This window comes from Alkalibacillus salilacus, assembly GCF_030812915.1.
In the GTDB taxonomy this organism is placed as follows: Bacteria; Bacillota; Bacilli; order Bacillales; family Alkalibacillaceae; genus Alkalibacillus; species Alkalibacillus salilacus.
This window is the reverse complement of sequence record NZ_JAUSTQ010000001.1, coordinates 189474-206841: the sequence shown is the minus strand read 5'-3', so window position 1 is coordinate 206841 and position 17368 is coordinate 189474. Positions and strand designations below refer to the sequence as shown.

The 17368-nt window shown below is 38.7% G+C and carries 16 protein-coding genes; 12 read left to right on the top strand and 4 right to left on the bottom strand.

Annotation, left to right across the window (positions count from 1 at the left end; translation table 11 throughout):
• Positions 1-122: 122 nt before the first annotated feature.
• From J2S77_RS01025 to J2S77_RS00990, 8 genes are read left to right on the top strand one after another with little or no spacing between them, the layout of a single operon-like run.
• Positions 123-3803 (top strand): nitrate reductase subunit alpha, encoded by a 3681-nt coding sequence (locus J2S77_RS01025; protein ID WP_306973826.1) that lies wholly within the window; start codon positions 123-125, stop codon positions 3801-3803.
• A complete protein-coding gene (narH, locus tag J2S77_RS01020; protein WP_306973824.1) occupies positions 3793-5337 on the top strand; it encodes a nitrate reductase subunit beta in 1545 nt (514 codons plus the stop codon). Before J2S77_RS01025 ends, narH begins: the two co-directional genes overlap by 11 nt.
• A complete protein-coding gene (gene narJ, locus J2S77_RS01015) occupies positions 5330-5899 on the top strand; it encodes a nitrate reductase molybdenum cofactor assembly chaperone (protein WP_306973823.1) in 570 nt (189 codons plus the stop codon). The genes narH and narJ overlap by 8 nt, the downstream gene beginning before the upstream one ends.
• On the top strand, positions 5896-6576 hold the full coding sequence (gene narI, locus J2S77_RS01010; protein WP_306973822.1) for a respiratory nitrate reductase subunit gamma: 681 nt from the start codon (positions 5896-5898) through the stop codon (positions 6574-6576). The genes narJ and narI overlap by 4 nt, the downstream gene beginning before the upstream one ends.
• Before the next feature lie 34 nt (positions 6577-6610).
• The gene (locus tag J2S77_RS01005; RefSeq protein ID WP_306974200.1) at positions 6611-7060 is read left to right on the top strand and encodes a GAF domain-containing protein; all 450 of its coding nucleotides are present in this window, start codon (positions 6611-6613) and stop codon (positions 7058-7060) included.
• Positions 7060-8121, top strand: a complete 1062-nt coding sequence (locus J2S77_RS01000; RefSeq protein WP_306973821.1) for a sensor histidine kinase — start codon at positions 7060-7062, stop codon at positions 8119-8121. The genes J2S77_RS01005 and J2S77_RS01000 overlap by 1 nt, the downstream gene beginning before the upstream one ends.
• Positions 8122-8133: 12 nt before the next feature.
• A complete protein-coding gene (locus J2S77_RS00995) occupies positions 8134-8781 on the top strand; it encodes a response regulator transcription factor (protein WP_306973818.1) in 648 nt (215 codons plus the stop codon).
• A gap of 35 nt (positions 8782-8816) precedes the next feature.
• On the top strand, positions 8817-9350 hold the full coding sequence (locus tag J2S77_RS00990; RefSeq protein ID WP_306973817.1) for a hemerythrin domain-containing protein: 534 nt from the start codon (positions 8817-8819) through the stop codon (positions 9348-9350).
• An 84-nt stretch (positions 9351-9434) separates the two neighbouring features.
• Here J2S77_RS00990 and J2S77_RS00985 read toward each other — a convergent pair whose 3' ends face one another.
• Positions 9435-10568 carry a tetratricopeptide repeat protein gene (locus tag J2S77_RS00985; protein ID WP_306973816.1) on the bottom strand — a complete coding sequence of 378 codons (1134 nt, stop codon included), beginning with the start codon at positions 10566-10568 and terminating at the stop codon, positions 9435-9437.
• Positions 10569-10764: 196 nt separating this feature from the next.
• Between J2S77_RS00985 and J2S77_RS00980 the strand changes: the two genes are divergently transcribed.
• The 3 genes from J2S77_RS00980 (at position 10765) to rlmN (ending at position 14501) form a co-directional block, all read left to right on the top strand.
• Positions 10765-11931 (top strand): TraB/GumN family protein, encoded by a 1167-nt coding sequence (locus tag J2S77_RS00980; RefSeq protein ID WP_306973814.1) that lies wholly within the window; start codon positions 10765-10767, stop codon positions 11929-11931.
• Between the two features lie 351 nt (positions 11932-12282).
• Positions 12283-13323, top strand: coding sequence for a hypothetical protein (locus J2S77_RS00975; protein ID WP_306973812.1), 1041 nt, complete (start codon positions 12283-12285; stop codon positions 13321-13323).
• A gap of 104 nt (positions 13324-13427) precedes the next feature.
• Positions 13428-14501, top strand: coding sequence for a dual-specificity RNA methyltransferase RlmN (rlmN, locus tag J2S77_RS00970; RefSeq protein ID WP_306973810.1), 1074 nt, complete (start codon positions 13428-13430; stop codon positions 14499-14501).
• A 143-nt stretch (positions 14502-14644) separates the two neighbouring features.
• On the opposite strand, the gene cudC is transcribed toward rlmN, so the two are convergent.
• Positions 14645-15205: a choline uptake/conversion transcriptional regulator CudC gene (gene cudC, locus J2S77_RS00965; protein WP_306973808.1), complete on the bottom strand. Its 561-nt coding sequence runs from the start codon at positions 15203-15205 to the stop codon at positions 14645-14647.
• A 237-nt stretch (positions 15206-15442) separates the two neighbouring features.
• Here cudC and J2S77_RS00960 point away from each other — a divergent pair, with 237 nt between their 5' ends.
• Complete coding sequence (locus J2S77_RS00960; protein ID WP_306973806.1) at positions 15443-15799, top strand: hypothetical protein; 357 nt, start codon at positions 15443-15445, stop codon at positions 15797-15799.
• A 15-nt stretch (positions 15800-15814) separates the two neighbouring features.
• Here J2S77_RS00960 and J2S77_RS00955 read toward each other — a convergent pair whose 3' ends face one another.
• Together J2S77_RS00955 and J2S77_RS00950 are read right to left on the bottom strand one after the other, a co-directional pair.
• Entirely contained in the window at positions 15815-16537 is a 723-nt protein-coding gene (locus J2S77_RS00955; RefSeq protein ID WP_306973804.1) for a C40 family peptidase, read from the bottom strand.
• 64 nt (positions 16538-16601) lie between these two features.
• Entirely contained in the window at positions 16602-17321 is a 720-nt protein-coding gene (locus J2S77_RS00950) for a DUF421 domain-containing protein (RefSeq protein ID WP_370871758.1), read from the bottom strand.
• Between the last annotated feature and the right edge of the window lie 47 nt (positions 17322-17368).

Here is a 17368-nt window from a genome sequence, read left to right as displayed (position 1 = left end):
TTTAGACTACAGGGATTTCCTTAACTAGAATAGGCTTTTCCCTAATGGTTGAAAAAAGCTAATTCTATCATAATGAAATTAAATCATACGAAGTTGGATCAGAAGAGGAGTGACGAGCAGTCATGTTAGAGAAGTTAGGGTTGAGATACTTTAAGCCGACGGAAAAGTACTCGGGTAATTGGTCGATTTTAGAAGAGCGCAATCGTGATTGGGAGAATATGTACCGTCAAAGATGGTCGCATGACAAAGTGATTCGTACAACACACGGGGTTAACTGTACAGGATCATGTAGCTGGAAAGTATTTGTGAAAAACGGCATCATTACATGGGAAAATCAACAAATTGATTATCCGTCATGTGGTCCTGATATGCCAGAATTTGAGCCGCGAGGTTGTCCGCGTGGTGCTTCTTTCTCATGGTATGAGTACAGCCCGCTTCGCGTTAAATATCCATATATGCGCGGTAAACTATGGCGCTTATGGCGTGAAGCAAGAGAAGAATTTGACAGCTCAATTGATGCATGGGCAAGCATCGTAGAAGATCCTGAGAAAGAAAAAGCTTATAAGCAAGCGCGCGGTAAAGGTGGTCATGTACGTGTCCATTGGCAAGCGGCTTTAGAAATGATTTCAGCTCAACTCATCTATACGATTAAGAAATATGGTCCTGATCGTATAGCAGGTTTTACACCAATTCCTGCTATGTCAATGGCAAGCTACGCATCAGGTGCTCGTTTCATCAGTCTGTTAGGTGGAGAAATGTTAAGCTTCTATGATTGGTATGCGGACTTACCACCATCATCCCCACAAATTTGGGGCGAACAGACAGATGTTCCTGAATCATCAGACTGGTTCAATACAGGTTACTTAATGATGTGGGGCTCGAACGTTCCAATGACACGTACTCCAGATGCACACTTTATGACAGAAGTTCGTTACAAAGGGGCTAAAGTCGTGTCGGTCGCTCCAGACTATGCTGAAAACGTCAAATTTGCGGACAACTGGTTAGCGCCAAACCCTGGTACGGATGCTGCTGTTGCTCAAGCGATGACACACGTCATTCTCGATGAGTTTTATGAACAACGACAAGAACCATTATTTATTGATTATGCGAAACAATACACAGACTTACCGTTCTTGATCATGTTAGATGAAAATGAACATGGCGAACTAACAACAGGTCGTTTTGTGAGAGAAAGTGATTTAACAGAAGAAACAAGTGAAAATGCTGATTGGAAGCCGGTATTATTTGATCAACAAGCAAAAGAAATTGTAGTACCAAATGGCACGATGGGTCAGCGCTGGGAAAAAGACCAAGATTGGAACTTAATTTTGGAAAATGAAGATGGTACGTTTATTGACCCTTCACTGTCGGTTACTGAGGATGATGCAGAATGGACAGAAGTGGTCTACCCTTACTTTGATGATGATGGTAATAGTACCTTTAAACGACCTATTCCGGTTAAAACGATTACTTTAGCTGATGGTACTCAAAAATACGTATCAACTGTTTATGACATGATGATTAGCCAATATGGAGTGAAGAAGTCAGATAGTCCTTATGAGGCGAAAGGTTATGATGACGAAGAGTCCATTTATACACCTGCATGGCAGGAGCGAATTACAGGAGTAAAAGCGTCGCTTGTCACTCAAGTGGCACGTGAATTTGCGCAAAACGCTATCGATACTGATGGTCGCTCCATGATCATTATGGGAGCTGGTATTAACCACTGGTTTAACAGTGATACGATTTATCGTTCGATCTTAAATTTAGTAGTTTTGACAGCCTCACAAGGTAAAAACGGCGGCGGTTGGGCTCACTATGTGGGTCAAGAAAAAGTTCGTCCAATTGAAGGTTGGAATAGTATTGCATTCGCGAAGGATTGGCAAGCACCACCACGTTTGCAAAACGCGACATCATTTTATTATTTTGCAACGGATCAATGGAAATACGAAGAAATGGGTACAGAGTCGTTAAAATCACCAACCTATCAATCTGTTCGTTATCAACACCCAGCAGACTACAACGTATTGGCAGCACGACTTGGTTGGTTACCTTCATATCCACAGTTTAATAAGAGTAGCTTACAAGTAGCTGAAGATGCTAAAAATGCTGGCAAAATGACAACAGAAGAGATTATTCAATATACCGTCGATCAGTTGAAGTCAGGTGAGATGGATTTCGCTGTATCTGACCCAGACGCTGAAGAGAACTTCCCAAGAACACTATTTGTTTGGCGTTCGAATTTAATCTCAAGTTCAGCAAAAGGTCAAGAATACTTCATGAAGCATTTACTCGGTACATCTGATGGCTTGTTATCATCACCTAATGAAAACGAAAAACCTGAAGAAATTGTTTGGCGTGAAGATACTGAAGGTAAACTCGACTTGCTTTGTGCACTCGACTTCCGTATGACATCAACACCAATTTACGCAGATATTGTATTACCTGCTGCAACATGGTATGAAAAAACAGATTTATCATCTACTGATATGCACCCATTTGTAAATCCGTTTAACCCAGCAATTAATCCCCTATGGGAAGCGCGTTCTGACTGGGATATTTACCGATCACTAGCGGATGTATTCTCACAAATGGCGAAAGATTATTTGCCTGGTAAACATCAAGATGTCGTAACCACACCACTAGGGCATGATTCAAAAGATGAAATTGCGCAACCTAATGGTTTGGTGAAAGATTGGAAAAAAGGTGAGGTCGAAGCTATTCCGGGTAAAACAATGCCAAATATTAAAATTGTAGAAAGAGACTACACCGAAATATTCAATAAATATGTCACCTTAGGACCTAATGTTGGTACAGGTAAACTTGGAGCTCACGGTGTCTCTTTCTCAGTCAAAGAAGAATACGAAGAATTAAAACGGATTAACGGTTCTTATTTTGACGATAGCGTTAAGAACGGTAAACCAAAATTACACACAGCCCGTCAAGTGGTGAACGCGATGTTGCACTTATCATCTGCTACAAACGGTGCTGTTTCACAAAAAGCCTATGAGTCAGCTGAGAAAGATTTTGGTGTTCCATTAAAAGACTTATCATCTGATCGGGCTGGTGAGAAAATTACTTTTGATCAAATCACAGCTCAACCACGTGAAGTCATACCGACACCTGTCTTCACGGGTTCTAATAAAGGTGAGAAACGTTATTCACCATTTACAACGAATATTGAACGTAGAGTACCATTTAGAACGTTAACAGGAAGACAACATTTCTATATCGACCATGAGATTTTCTTGAATTTTGGCGAAGCCATGCCTGTCTACAAACCGACATTACCGCCAATGGTATTCGGCTCAAATGATAAGAAAGTTGTCGGAGGAAGAGATGCACTTGTCTTACGTTATCTAACACCTCATGGTAAGTGGAATATTCACAGTACTTATCAAGATAACTTGCATATGTTGCAATTATTTAGAGGTGGTCCTACGGTTTGGCTTAGTGATGTAGATGCTAAGAAACATGATATTGAGGATAATGCTTGGGTTGAAGTTTATAACCGAAATGGGGTAGTAACAGCTAGAGCTGTTGTCAGTCACCGTATGCCTGAAGGTACGATGTTTATGTATCACGCTCAAGATAAACACATCAATGTTCCAGGATCAGAAATCACAGGCGAGCGTGGAGGTAGTCACAATGCACCAACGAGAATTCATGTGAAACCAACACAAATGGTAGGTGGCTATGCACAAATAAGTTATGGGTTTAACTACTATGGACCTATTGGTAATCAACGTGATGAATACGTTGCTGTAAGAAAAATGAAGGAGGTTGACTATCTTGAAAATTAAAGCGCAAGTAGCAATGGTGATGAACTTGGACAAATGTATTGGGTGCCACACGTGTAGTGTGACGTGTAAGAGTACTTGGACGAACCGCCCGGGTGCAGAGTATATGTGGTTTAACAACGTTGAGACGAAACCAGGAATTGGTTATCCGAAGCGTTGGGAAGACCAGGAAGAGTACAAAGGCGGTTGGACAATGCGTAAAGGTAAGCTCGAGCTGAAATCGGGTAATAAGTTGTCTAAAATGGCTTTAGGTAAAATCTTCTATAACCCTGACATGCCAGAAATGAAAGATTACTATGAACCTTGGACTTATAACTATGAGCATTTGACAAATGCTGGTGAGCAAAACAACCCACCTGTTGCAACACCTCGTTCAGCTGTCACAGGTGAGAAAATGGAACCTGAATGGGGTCCTAACTGGGAAGATGACTTAGCAGGTGGTCACGTTACAGGTCCAGAAGACCCTAATATTCAAAAGATTGAAGAAGAGATTAAATTCAACTTTGAAAATGCCTTTATGATGTATTTGCCAAGATTGTGCGAACACTGCTTAAATCCAAGCTGTGTTGCATCATGCCCATCAGGTGCGATGTATAAGCGTGATGAAGATGGTATTGTATTAGTTGACCAAGAAGCATGCCGTGGTTGGCGTTATTGTATGACGGGTTGCCCGTATAAGAAAGTATATTTCAACTGGCAAACAAACAAAGCGGAGAAATGTACATTCTGCTTCCCGCGTATTGAATCAGGTTTACCAACTGTTTGTTCAGAGACTTGTACAGGTCGCATTCGTTACTTGGGTGTTTTACTATATGATGCGGACCGTGTCTTAGAAGTTGCAGCGACACCTGATGAGAAAGACCTTTACGAAGCACAACTTGATTTATTCTTAGATCCACATGATCCAGATATTATTGAACAGGCACGCCAAGATGGAATTGCAGATGATTGGATTGAAGCGGCACAAAATTCACCAGTATACAAACTCGCTATTGATTATAAACTAGCATTCCCGTTACACCCAGAGTATCGTACACTACCAATGGTTTGGTATGTACCACCATTGAGCCCAATCATGAGTTATTTCGAAGGGAAAGATTCTATTAAAAACCCTGATATGATCTTCCCTGCAATTGAAGAGATGCGTACACCAATTCAATATTTAGCTAATATGTTGACAGCTGGAGATACCGAATCGGTTAAGTTCTCATTACAACGAATGGCGATGATGCGTTCTTACATGCGTGCGTTATCAAGTGGTAAAGAATTTGATGAGTCTCGCTTAGAACTATTAGGTATGACAGCACATGGCACGCAAAAGATGTATCAACTATTATCCATCGCCAAGTATGAAGACAGATTTGTTATTCCAACATCACATAAAGAAGGGCATAAAAATGCTTATCATGCCCAAGGTTCTGAAGGGTATGATGGTATGGACTGTGATGGTTGTGGACCAGCGATGCCAGTTGGTGCTCAGAAGACAGGTAAAGAAATCTATGAAGATAACTTCTATGGAGGGATTTGGCGTGATTAATCTCGACCGGTTACAAGAACTAAAGCCGTCGTTCAGCTATTTCGCGACGTATCTCTCTTATCCAGAAGAATCATTTAATGATCGTGAAAAAGCCCATGAGGTTTTATGGGAAGATCACCCAGCTTCTTCAAATGTTGCGGCATTTGAAGAAGCAATCCATCACTGGGATGACCACCTTGCACGTGAGAAATATATTGATACATTTGATTTCGAAAAAGACTGTGCATTATATATGACCTATTTTAAATTCGAAGATAGTAAAGAACGCGGGCAGATGTTAGCGCGTTTGAAAGTCGCTTATGAAATGTATGGATTAGATATGCCTAAAGGTGAGCTATCAGATTACTTACCATTAATGTGCGAATTTATTTACGCTGCTGACTGGTATGGTGATGAGCGTTCCCCTCAATCATTTAAATTATTATTTGCTGTTTTAGAAGATGGCACTTATCACTTATTGAAAGCACTAGAAGCTAAAGATAACCCTTATCAACATTTGGTTAAGGGGTTAAGAGAGACATTGAAGGCTTGTGTAGTGATGGAGGAGGTTGAACAGACATGATTGACCAGCTTTTGTGGGTGATCTTCCCTTATGTATGTATTGCATTTTTTGTGTTTGGGCATTTTTATCGCTATAAACATGACCAGTTTAGTTGGACAGCTAAATCAAGTGAATTTATAGAGAAAAAGCAGCTCATGATTGGTAGTTTGCTATTCCATATTGGAATTATTCCAGTCATTCTCGGTCACATTGCTGGACTAGGGATTCCTAAAGAATGGATGCGTGCTATTGGTGTAAACGACCATTTATACCATTTAGGAGCGATGTATGGTGGAGGCTTCTTCGGGATTGTGACATTAGCAGGAATGCTGTTATTAACAACAAGACGTTTGACGAAGAGCAATGTTCGTAAGTTGAGTAGTTTTTCAGATATTGCAGTTAATGCGTTATTATTATTTATCGTTTTTATGGGGATTTATGCTACTTTAGTAACGAATAATGTTGTACATGATTTTGATTATCGATCAACCATTTCGGTATGGTTTCGTGATCTCTTGATTTTACAACCGGACCCTAATTTAATGACAGGGATTCCATTAACGTTCAAGTTACATGTTTTATTTGGGTTTCTAATCTTTGCTTTTTGGCCATTCACACGCCTTGTTCATGTGTGGAGTGTGCCACTCAATTATGTCGGTCGAAGCTATATCTTATATCGCCGACATAAAGCAAGATAACGATGTCAGATTAGGTGAAAGGATGATCATGTTGGTGACGTCATTTGATTTTCAAACAGCTGTCGAACAATTGAAAACTGATCTAGAAGTGGACATCGTTTTACTTGCTTTGGCTGAACAAGAAGATAGTTTCTGCTTGAAGTGGAAATGTGCAGCTGGTAACAGTAATGATAGATATCGTCGAGTTATGTTAAAATCAGGTAAAGGCGTTGTGGGCAATGTTTTTAAAACAGGAAAACCAGTAGTGATTCCTGATGTAGACGATCATCCGATTAGAAATGAATTGTACAATTATCCTATGATACAATTTGAAAAAATTAAAAGTTTCATAGCACTTCCTCTATGGCAAAGTTATCGCGTAAAAGCTGTTCTTTTGATCGGATCGAGAACAGCCTCTCAGCTGCAAGATATAGATTATGATGCTGTTATTAAGAGGATAGGTTATGACTTCGGCCCACTTCAAGTACAGGAGCTGATGACATAATGATCCAAATGTCGAATTCACAGATGATTGATTTTCTAGTGAAAATGTATGAAAACAGCACAGAAGCTATTTTCTTCTTAGATCAAGAAGGAAAGATTCTAGCTTTAAATCCAACAGCAAGAGAGATTGTTGATGATCGTTTGTTAGAATCTCTTCAACAAGGTAATCCAAGCATGCTATGTACATTTTGTCGAGGCTATACCAACGATCAAAATGAAATGACATGTTTTGATTGTCACATTCAAAATGCTGAAGATGATTTCTCATCTTTTCAGGTATATTTAGAAACTAAAAATAAGGGAACTGTCCCGTATGCAGCCAGTTACCATCCAATAGATGAAGAGAAGTCGACTTATGTATTTATGTTGCGCGATTTAACGACACAATTTAAAACACAAGAAGACCTATATAAAAACAAATTGATGAAACAAACAATTGAAGCACAAGAGAACGAACGTAAACGAATTTCTCGTGAGCTACATGATAGTGTCGTCCAAGAGTTGATTAGTATGCTAGTAGACTTGCGATTAACGAAATATATGGACGATCCTGCTGAAGTTCAAAAGCAAACCCAACAAATGGAGGGGACGTTGAATCGACTCGTTGAAGACGTCCGCAATCTATCAGTTGTGCTACGTCCAGCTTCTTTAGACGACTTAGGTTTAGAAGCAGCTTTTCGTTCTCATTTTAAATGGGTCGAGAAAAATTATGGATTAGATGTTAACTTTTCCTCAACCTTGAATAATCGTCGTTACCGCCAAGATATAGAAACAGCCGTATACCGAATCGGACAAGAGGCGATTTTAAATGCTATTAAGTATGCTGAAACGTTTCAAGTCTCAGTCTTATTAACAGAATTAGAAGGTTACATTGAAATGTACGTTCGAGATGAAGGGATTGGATTTAATAAAGAAAAGCCAGATGTTAAAGGCTCTGGCATTGGATTAAGTGGTATGGAAGAGCGAGCAGAGTTAGTAGGCGGAACAATATCGATTGATACTGAAGTTGGTAAAGGGACGACTGTCTATTTATCAATTCCAGTAAAACGAAGCCAATCATAGGGGGTTGAGCAAATGAAAATTGTCATTGCCGATGATCACGCTGTTGTTCGTAGTGGGTTTTCTATGATTTTGAATTATCAAGAAGATATGGAAGTTGTTGCAACTGCTGCTGATGGTCATGAAGCTTTCCAGAAAGTCTCCGAACATCAACCAGATGTTATTCTAATGGATTTAAGTATGCCTCCAGGAGAAAGCGGCTTAATTTCAACTGGTAAAATACATGAAACCTTCCCAGAAACCAAGATTCTAATTCTCACAATGCACGATGATGAAGAATACTTATTTCATGTTCTTAAAAATGGTGCAAAAGGCTATATTCTAAAAAATGCACCAGATGAAGAACTGATTCAGGCTGTTCGAACAATTAATAATGGTGAAACTTATATAGCCCCGAAGATGGCGACATCACTAGTGAATAAATTTGTTAAAAGTGATGGCGAAGTTAATACTTCAGATCCTTTGCAAATTCTATCACAACGAGAGCTTGAAATATTACCTCTAGTGGCTAAAGGTTACGGGAATAAAGATATCGCCGAAAAATTATATGTATCCGTTAAAACAGTCGAAGCACATAAATCAAAAATTATGGAAAAGCTTGAATTAAACTCTAAACCAGAACTTGTGGAATACGCTTTAAAGAAGAAGTTAATAGATTTTTAAATAGTACATAAATAGCAAGTTTTGAGGAGGATTTTATGTTATCGTCGCAATTTAATAATAAGGCGATGCAAATTTTAGAGAATGAGCATCGTTATTTGCAATACTTAATGGAAGATTGGCATCAAATTGTGCTTAGGTTCGAACGGAATGATTTTGAATCAAATGCTGAGGCATTAAGTGAGTTTAAACAATTGCGTAAGAAGTTAATAGAATTTCTAGACCCCCTAAAGAATCATACAGATAAGGAAGAACAGTATTTCTTTCCGATGCTTGGCATGTATATTGGGAAAGAACAAGGGCCGATTGTTGCCACTGAAGAAGAGCATCAAGAAATAGACGGATATATTGGTCATTTCTTACATCATACTATGCAACTAACGGATGATATAACATATGCGGAGATGCAAAAGCGAGTACAAGATGCGGCAGAGGCTTTTGAAGTTTTAACGGTTCACATGATGAAGGAAGAGACTGTGTTGTTCCCAATGGTCGACCGTGTGATGTTGAAGAAGGATTTAGATCAATTAACAGAAGAACTTAAGACGTTGATTACGGAACCATCGTCATAATCGTATATTAAAAGTAGTTTTACTTAAATAGACAAAAATGGCCGAACGAATCTTGTGAATTCGTTCGGCCATTTTTTTAGTTGCTTAGTTTGGTTGATTGTTTGTTAATCTGACTGCTTTTTTTTCGTAATAGGATTTCTTTCGTTGGTTGCCGCGACGATCAAAGAAGTTAATCACATCAACGAGTGCATTTTCGAGTAACGAATCATCAGTTGATTCTTCTAATTCACTGATCGCATTTTCATATTGAATACCTGCTTGAGCTAGTTCAGGCTCATCCTTTTTCTCCAGACAATAGGCATATTGCATATGAATCATGCCTACCTCACGCTTCGAATAGCCGTTGATTTGTTTATGAAGTTCAATAGCTTTCGGATAATAGAGAACAGCTTCTGTTAATTGTGACAACGCAAAATAATCATAAGCTAGCTCAGTGTATGCTTCAGCATGGACATATTGATTGGCTAGCGATGAACGATCGAGTAAAGGAAGTGCTTGTAATAAGTAGTTAATGGCTTCTTGGTATGACTCTTGAGCACTGTACATACGCGCGATGCTTACAAGACTGTTCGCTTTGATGTCGAGATATTCGTCCCCTGCAAGTTCTAGTGTTGTATTTAAATGATTAATAGCTTCTTCAATATCATTTTGTCTAGAATGTAAGGCTCCCAATTTGTAATGTAAGAACAAGACGGTTTCACGGTCAGGGTTGTCCATTTCGCCTAAATAAGCTAACGCTTTTTCATTATAGCGTGTAGCTCGTACATAAGCCTCGAGCTGTTCTTCTACTTCACCTAATAGTAAATAGCCATGAGCCGCTTTGTCATGATCAACCTCTTCTTCTGCTTCAAGCAGTTTGATAGTATTAGACATTATTCGGCGCGTTAATTTGTAGTCATTCATATAAGCGATATTACTTAATAAGAAAAGGTTATCAATTGAAAGGTCCTGCTGTTGATCATAGAGTGCTTTTAATGCATCACTTGCTTCATTGGTATCGCCTGTTTGAGCTAAACATGTTCCTTCAATCAATGTAAGTGTGTAATGTAGACGTTCGTTCATCTCATAGTTGTATCGAAATGATTGAATGGCTTGGAGCGTTTCATCAAATAAATTATGTTTGTAAGCAACAATAACTTTATTTAAGTCATCCTGGTTTGCCTCAGTCAATTCATGTTCTAAGTCACGTACTAAATTAACATCTTGTAGCGTTGACATAACTCGACTCCTTTTGAAATCTATTTAGTTTATTATAACATGAAATAAGTAAATCTTAGGAGGTTAATTAGATTTTAATTGGAATTTGGATCATTTGTAATTCAATTATAATTTGTAAGAAAATTGTTACCATAAATAAGTTCAAATAATGTTAAACTGTTAGATAGAGTTAAATTCGTTGAAAAGGAAGTTCGGGATGACGGAAGCCAATATAACGAGAATTCAATTAGATGATAAAGAAGTTGTCTTAATCGGTACAGCTCACGTGTCTAAACAGAGCGCAGAGCAAGTAAAAGATGTGATCGAAGCTGAGCAACCTGATTCAGTTTGTGTTGAACTCGATGAACAGCGTTATGAATCTGTTCGTGAGGGAAACAAGTGGAAGAATATGAATATTTTTAAAGTCGTTAAAGAGAAGAAATCAACGCTATTATTAATGAATATGATGATTTCTTCGTTCCAAAATCGTGTCGCAAAACAATTCGGCATTAATCCAGGGCAAGAAATGGTACAAGGAATTGATTCAGCCGAAGAAATCGGAGCTGAACTTGTCTTAGCTGACCGTAATATTCAAACGACATTTGCAAGGGTGTGGCGTAGCATTGGTATGTCAGGTCGTGCAAAGTTGATGATGTCGGTGTTTTACAGCATCTTTAACAGGGAGACGATTTCAGAAGAAGAGCTTGAAAAAATGAAACAACAAGATATGTTGAATTCAGTGATGCAGGAATTCACTGAAGCATTCCCGCGTTTGAAAAAGCCATTAATTGATGAGCGAGATCAATACTTAGCTGAAAAGATTAAGCAAGCACCTGGTGAAAAAGTAGTTGCTGTCTTAGGGGCGGCACACGTACCTGGCGTGAAAAAGGAAATTCATCGTGAGCAAAGTTTAGAGCAACTAACAACGGTTCCTCCAAAATCCAAAGTGCCTAAAATGATTGGCTGGGCGATTCCGATTGTCATTGTATCGATCATTTTATTTACATTGATGAACAATCCTGAAGCAGCGTATCAACAGACTTTAAGCTGGATTATTTGGAATGGCTCACTTTCGGCGATTGGAGCAGCTGTTGCTTTGGGTCATCCGTTAACAGTCCTTACTGCTTTCTTAGTTGCACCGCTAAGTTCTTTGAACCCGATGCTTGCAGCGGGGTGGTTTGCAGGACTGATGCAGACATGGATCCGGAAACCTAATGTGTCACATTTTGAGAATTTATCAGAAGACGTACAATCATTAAAAGGCTTTTGGCAAAACAAAGTCACTCGGATTTTATTGATTGTGGTTTTAACGAATATTGGTAGCTCACTCGGTACGTTTATCGGTGGCGCTGATGTGATTCGCGTTTTCTTTGAAAATCTATAAATGAATCTGAAACATGTCGTCTTCGTTACGGCATGTTTTTTGTTGGAAAGCTCTGTTAAAGTTTAATGTTGTTATTCAAATGATGTAGCACTGAGTTGTTGAATTGTGAGAAGCGAAGGTGGCGACTCCTGCAGGAACAGCACGAGTCTCGAGACCCCGCAGGCCACGCTTTTCGGCCGAGGAGGCTTGAGCCGTGCCTGCGGAAAGCGTCCACTGATAGCGGATCACAATATCAACAACGGATTTTAACAAAGCTTATTGGAAAAATTTAAAAAACTACCTATTATAAATCTGTGATTTTGTTATGATAGGAATTGATTGAATAGGATATAGTTTGTGAAGGAGATTGAGATGAAGCACAATTCTAAACGAACAATTATTAAAATGGGAATTTTTATTGGCGTCATAGTCACAGTCGCATTTTTAGTAGGGGCTCTAATTTTACAGTCACGAATCACAACTTTCCAAGAAGATCAAGCGAACACAGCTTTTAATAGTGTACGAACGGCAATGGAAACGTCACAAGAGTCTACTGATACTATTGAGCATATGATAGAGCAGCGACTTTATACATCGTCTAAAGGTATTATGACCGATTTAAGAGGGCTCAGTATTGATGAAATTCAACAAGAAGAACTTAGAGAGATTGCAGATGAATGGGATGTTAAAGAAATTTCTTTATGGGAACGAGATGAAAATGATATAACAGTGACGCAATCGACTGATGACTCGCAAATTGATCTATCCGCTCGTGATTGGGGTTATTGGTATCAGGCATTTGACCAACTGATGTCTGGTGAAACTGTAACCATTGATGAAGGATATGCGCGCGAAAATTTTTGGGTAGGTCCGATATCACAAGCTGAGTTATTTGAGGGGCTCTATTATAAGTTTGCTTATTATTATGATGGTACGACTGATTACATGGTCAATGCTTATATTGAAGATGAAGATATATACAGGATGACGTTTGAGGCTGGACCATCTGAAATAATTTCACATTTACAGGCAAATTATGACGTGATTGAGGAGATTGCGGTTGTTAATGGACCTGCTTGGTTGGCTGGTGATGATCATGAGGTCATTGAACCAGCAACGGACATTCCGGTTTTATATGGTCATTTAACACTTGATGTAACAGAAGATGAACCGAATGTTGAAGCGGCTATGGAAGAAGATACTCAACAGTCGTTTGATTTTGAACATGAAGGTGCATCTTATCGGAAGTTATATCAACCGATGGATCAAGATCGTGTCATGGTAATGGCCCTTAATCTTGATAGTGAAAAGCAATTCACTGCTCGATTTTTATGGTTATATATAGTAACAGGAGTGCTTACAATATTGTTGGTATTGTTTGCACTGAGATCGGCTGCAAAGAAAATGAAATAATTCTGTAGCAAACCTGGGAGAAATCGTCAATAGTTTTAGCTTGAATGATTGGCTTCTATCCCTTACGATATACAAAGTAACTAGGTTTGAAATGAGGTATAAACATGAAACCATCAATCTATGGTTTAACACAAGAACAATTACAGAATTGGTTGGTCGAAAACGGTGAAAAACGTTTCCGTGCTGATCAAGTTTGGGATTGGTTATATAAAAAACGCGTTAAGTCGTTTGATGAGATGAAAAACGTTAATCAGGCTACGATTGATTTATTGAACGAACATTATCAAATTCAGTCGCTAAATGAAACGATCAAACAAGAATCAGTCGATGGCACGGTTAAGTTTTTATTCGAATTACCAGATGGCAATCATATAGAGACGGTTTTAATGCGTTTTGATTATGGTTTATCTGTATGTGTCACGACTCAGGTCGGTTGTAATATTGGTTGTTCATTCTGCGCTAGCGGTATTTTACGTAAGAATCGTGATTTATCAAGCGGTGAAATTGTTGAGCAAATCATGAACGTGCAACATGATTTAGATGCGCGTGGAGATGGTGAACGCGTTAGTCATATTGTGGTGATGGGAATCGGCGAGCCGTTTGATAACTATGACAACACGCTTGACTTTATTAAGGTTGTTAACGACCAAAAAGGCCTATCGATCGGAGCACGCCACATTACCATTTCAACAAGTGGTATAGTACCGAAAATGTATGATTTTGCGGATGAAGGTCTGCAGGTCAACTTAGCATTATCCTTGCATGCGCCGAACAATGAGCTGCGTACGAATATCATGAAGATTAATCGTGCCTACCCAGTTGAACAATTAATGGATGCGGTCGATTATTACTTGGAGCAAACGAATCGTCGAATTACGTTTGAATATATTTTGCTACACGATGTGAACGATCAACGTGAGCAAGCTCTAGAGTTGGTGGAGTTGTTGAAAGATAAACGTCACTTATCCTATGTGAACTTAATTCCGTATAATCCGGTAGCGGACCATCCTTATGAGCGAAGCAGTAAGCAAAATATCTTAACATTCTATGAGACGTTGCTTGAGAACAATATTAATTGTGGCGTCCGTGTTGAACAGGGCAGTGACATTGATGCAGCCTGCGGACAGCTAAGAAGTAAGCAGATGAATAAGAAGCAAAAAGCGAAAACCAATGCCTAAATAACGAAAGCACCCAGCTGTGGCTGGGTGCTTTTTATTAGAATTTAACTGGAGATTGTTTAAAAATCTCCATGTATTGTTAGATTATCTAGGTAGAATGTTAAACAATGTGGCCACATTGTTTAACAATCCTGGTTTTGTTATCATTTGGATTCGTCTTGTTCAGGAGGCGGGAAGCATTCAAAGATCTTCCCGTTTCGAATGCCTTCTACAAGCTGTTCTAACCAGTGAAAATAGGCTTTGGAATTTTCTAATTGATTATAAATTTCCCGTGCATCTTCACGTATTTCTTCAGACACATTCTCATCATTCATCACATCTTCCAAAATAGGCTGTGATTCAGCAATTGCACTCAAGTTAAGCGTGTATTCACGCTCTAACTTTTTCGTAAAAAACTTATTAAAAAAGTTAAAGAAATTTTTCTCAGCAACAAACGTCTGTTTACGTGATCCCCGTCTAAACGATTGTTTGACGATATCGTACTCTTGTAATTTCTTAACGCCTGTGCTCATACTCGGCTTACTCATTTGTAATTTTTCACGCATTTCATCTAGCGTCATACTATCTTCAAAATACATGGTTCCGTAGAGGTTTCCGATACTTCGAGTGACACCGTACAAATCCATTGTTTCACCAATTGATTCAATGACGAAGTCTTTAGCTTGATCAACTGATTGTCGTGCTTGTTTATCGGATTGTGCCATGAAAGACCTCCTAATTATTCCATTAAGTTTATTAAGTATATATTTATCTTATTTAACTATACCATATTTTTGTAAATAAACAAGTTAAAAAGATACTACTTGAGCCGTTCAAGTGTTGATTTGTTGACATTTTAAAATGAGTTATATAAAATGAAAGAAAATTAGCAATATTATGATAATCTAGTTGAAGAGTAACATATAATAATTAATACAACTTGATATGGGAGGAGGGATTATATGTCTGGTCATCAGCCGTCGAAGAAAGATATTGATGATCATAAAGGCTTAGCAATTGTCGCTTATATTATCTTCTTCATTCCACTAATCGCAGCAAAAGAGTCCTATTATGCGATGTATCATGCGAATCAAGGATTATTGTTACTCATTACAGCTATTATTATTAATATCATCGGTTCAGCAATTCCAATCATTGGCTGGCTATTTATTTTACCACTCGGAAATTTATTCGTCTTTGTACTATGGGTGATTGGTATTTTAAACGCAGCCAAAGAAGAGGTCAAACCATTACCACTGATTGGACAGTATGAAATTATTAAACCACCGGAACCAGAAGAAAACGTCTCTAACGAATAGTTAGAGACGTTTTTCTTATAGTTTTAAGTTAATTTTAAAATCAAAATCTGGATGTTTATAAAGCACTTCGAAACGGTCATCGTCTTCTAAATTGGCTTCTAAATCAACCGGTGCAAACAAGAAAAAATTATTGTCAAACTCGATGTTCGCGCCGTAATAGTAACTAAGCCATACGAGTTTTGAACAATAAATCGCTTCATTCGGGTCATTTAGTGGGACTTGTGTCGTAAAGGAGAACTCGGGTACGGATTCACCATTATTTAAGTTAGTCGTATATGCATTTAGGAATTCTTTGGCGTATGCTGCAGCGGCCTCTCCAACTTCAGGGTCTTTTGGACGAGCATGCATGACTTGTGTGTGTACGGACAAGAAATTATTCGCTGGTGATTTGCGTACTTGTGGGTGTGATGTCACAGATTCAATAATGTGACGATCATCCACAACAATGGCTGAATGGCCGATATAACCAGGTGGATATATATCGCCGAAATTATCACTAGCGACTAAAATATCACCCGGACGAAAATCATTAGGACGTCTTGTTGTAACAGGTAGGCTAAGAGTTTGACGGGTTCCATCTCTAGCTCTAGTGACAATCGTCAAGTCATGAATGCTTGAAGGATCACGTGTATCTTGAGGATTCACGGTCGTCATGTACTGATTATTCAAATACAACTCAGCTTCATTCAATTGTTTACCATCTAATTGCAACTCGGAATATGGATGAAATTCTGACATAAGTAACACCTCGTGAAATTTGGGTTACTGTATCATATCCTTTTGCAGGGTAAGTTGTGCATCGTTAGTGTAAAATATTTGGTATTCGTTGATGATCGTAATACAACGAAATGTGTAATTTCTGTTGCTTATTTAACGTTGCGTAAAAAATATCATCGACTTTTACGGCTCTTAAATGCAATTGGTTCATCAGCCATGCTTGATCAACACCCACTTCAGCCAAAGTTTGCTCGTAAATTCTCCCTTCGACGATAACAGGTAAGGCAATTTGGGCTGGTTGATTCGTAATGGACAGATCTTCACGTGTAACAGGACTATCAGCTGAAGTCTTTAAAACACTTAGGTGACCGCTGGATTCGATAACGGCAGTTTGAACCGTACTAATATCGAAAACATCTTTCTCTCGTAATAACTGTAGGACATTATCAATGGAATAGCCGATTCGTTTCATATTTCGCTTTAATAATTGACCATTTTGAACAACCACTGTTGGTTCAAAGGTGATTAGGCGTCCAATTTTTCGAAAACGTAATTTCAATGCTGTGATAGCCTTCTGAAGAAAGGCAACAGCAACAATCGCAACGGCAGTATAAATATGACTAATGGACGGATCAGCTAAATCGGCTCCAACAATGGACCCTAGCGATATGATGATTAGAACATCAAATACGGGCATTTCGCCAATCGTTCGTTTACCCATAAATAGTGTCATCAATAACAACAACGGCAAAATTGTTACGACCCGACCAATGACAACGAGGGACTGTTGTAAAGTTTCCATCATAGTTGATTCTCCTTGAAACATATTTACTGTTAGTATGTGACAAAATT

Coding starts and splice junctions, on each gene's coding strand:
- J2S77_RS01025 (WP_306973826.1), top strand. CDS start 123: ATGTTAGAGAAGTTAGGGTTGAGATACTTTAAGCCGACGGAAAAGTAC.
- narI (WP_306973822.1), top strand. CDS start 5,896: ATGATTGACCAGCTTTTGTGGGTGATCTTCCCTTATGTATGTATTGCA.
- J2S77_RS01000 (WP_306973821.1), top strand. CDS start 7,060: ATGATCCAAATGTCGAATTCACAGATGATTGATTTTCTAGTGAAAATG.
- J2S77_RS00995 (WP_306973818.1), top strand. CDS start 8,134: ATGAAAATTGTCATTGCCGATGATCACGCTGTTGTTCGTAGTGGGTTT.
- J2S77_RS00990 (WP_306973817.1), top strand. CDS start 8,817: ATGTTATCGTCGCAATTTAATAATAAGGCGATGCAAATTTTAGAGAAT.
- J2S77_RS00985 (WP_306973816.1), bottom strand. CDS start 10,568: ATGTCAACGCTACAAGATGTTAATTTAGTACGTGACTTAGAACATGAA.
- J2S77_RS00980 (WP_306973814.1), top strand. CDS start 10,765: ATGACGGAAGCCAATATAACGAGAATTCAATTAGATGATAAAGAAGTT.
- J2S77_RS00975 (WP_306973812.1), top strand. CDS start 12,283: ATGAAGCACAATTCTAAACGAACAATTATTAAAATGGGAATTTTTATT.
- rlmN (WP_306973810.1), top strand. CDS start 13,428: ATGAAACCATCAATCTATGGTTTAACACAAGAACAATTACAGAATTGG.
- cudC (WP_306973808.1), bottom strand. CDS start 15,205: ATGGCACAATCCGATAAACAAGCACGACAATCAGTTGATCAAGCTAAA.
- J2S77_RS00960 (WP_306973806.1), top strand. CDS start 15,443: ATGTCTGGTCATCAGCCGTCGAAGAAAGATATTGATGATCATAAAGGC.
- J2S77_RS00955 (WP_306973804.1), bottom strand. CDS start 16,537: ATGTCAGAATTTCATCCATATTCCGAGTTGCAATTAGATGGTAAACAA.
- J2S77_RS00950 (WP_370871758.1), bottom strand. CDS start 17,321: ATGATGGAAACTTTACAACAGTCCCTCGTTGTCATTGGTCGGGTCGTA.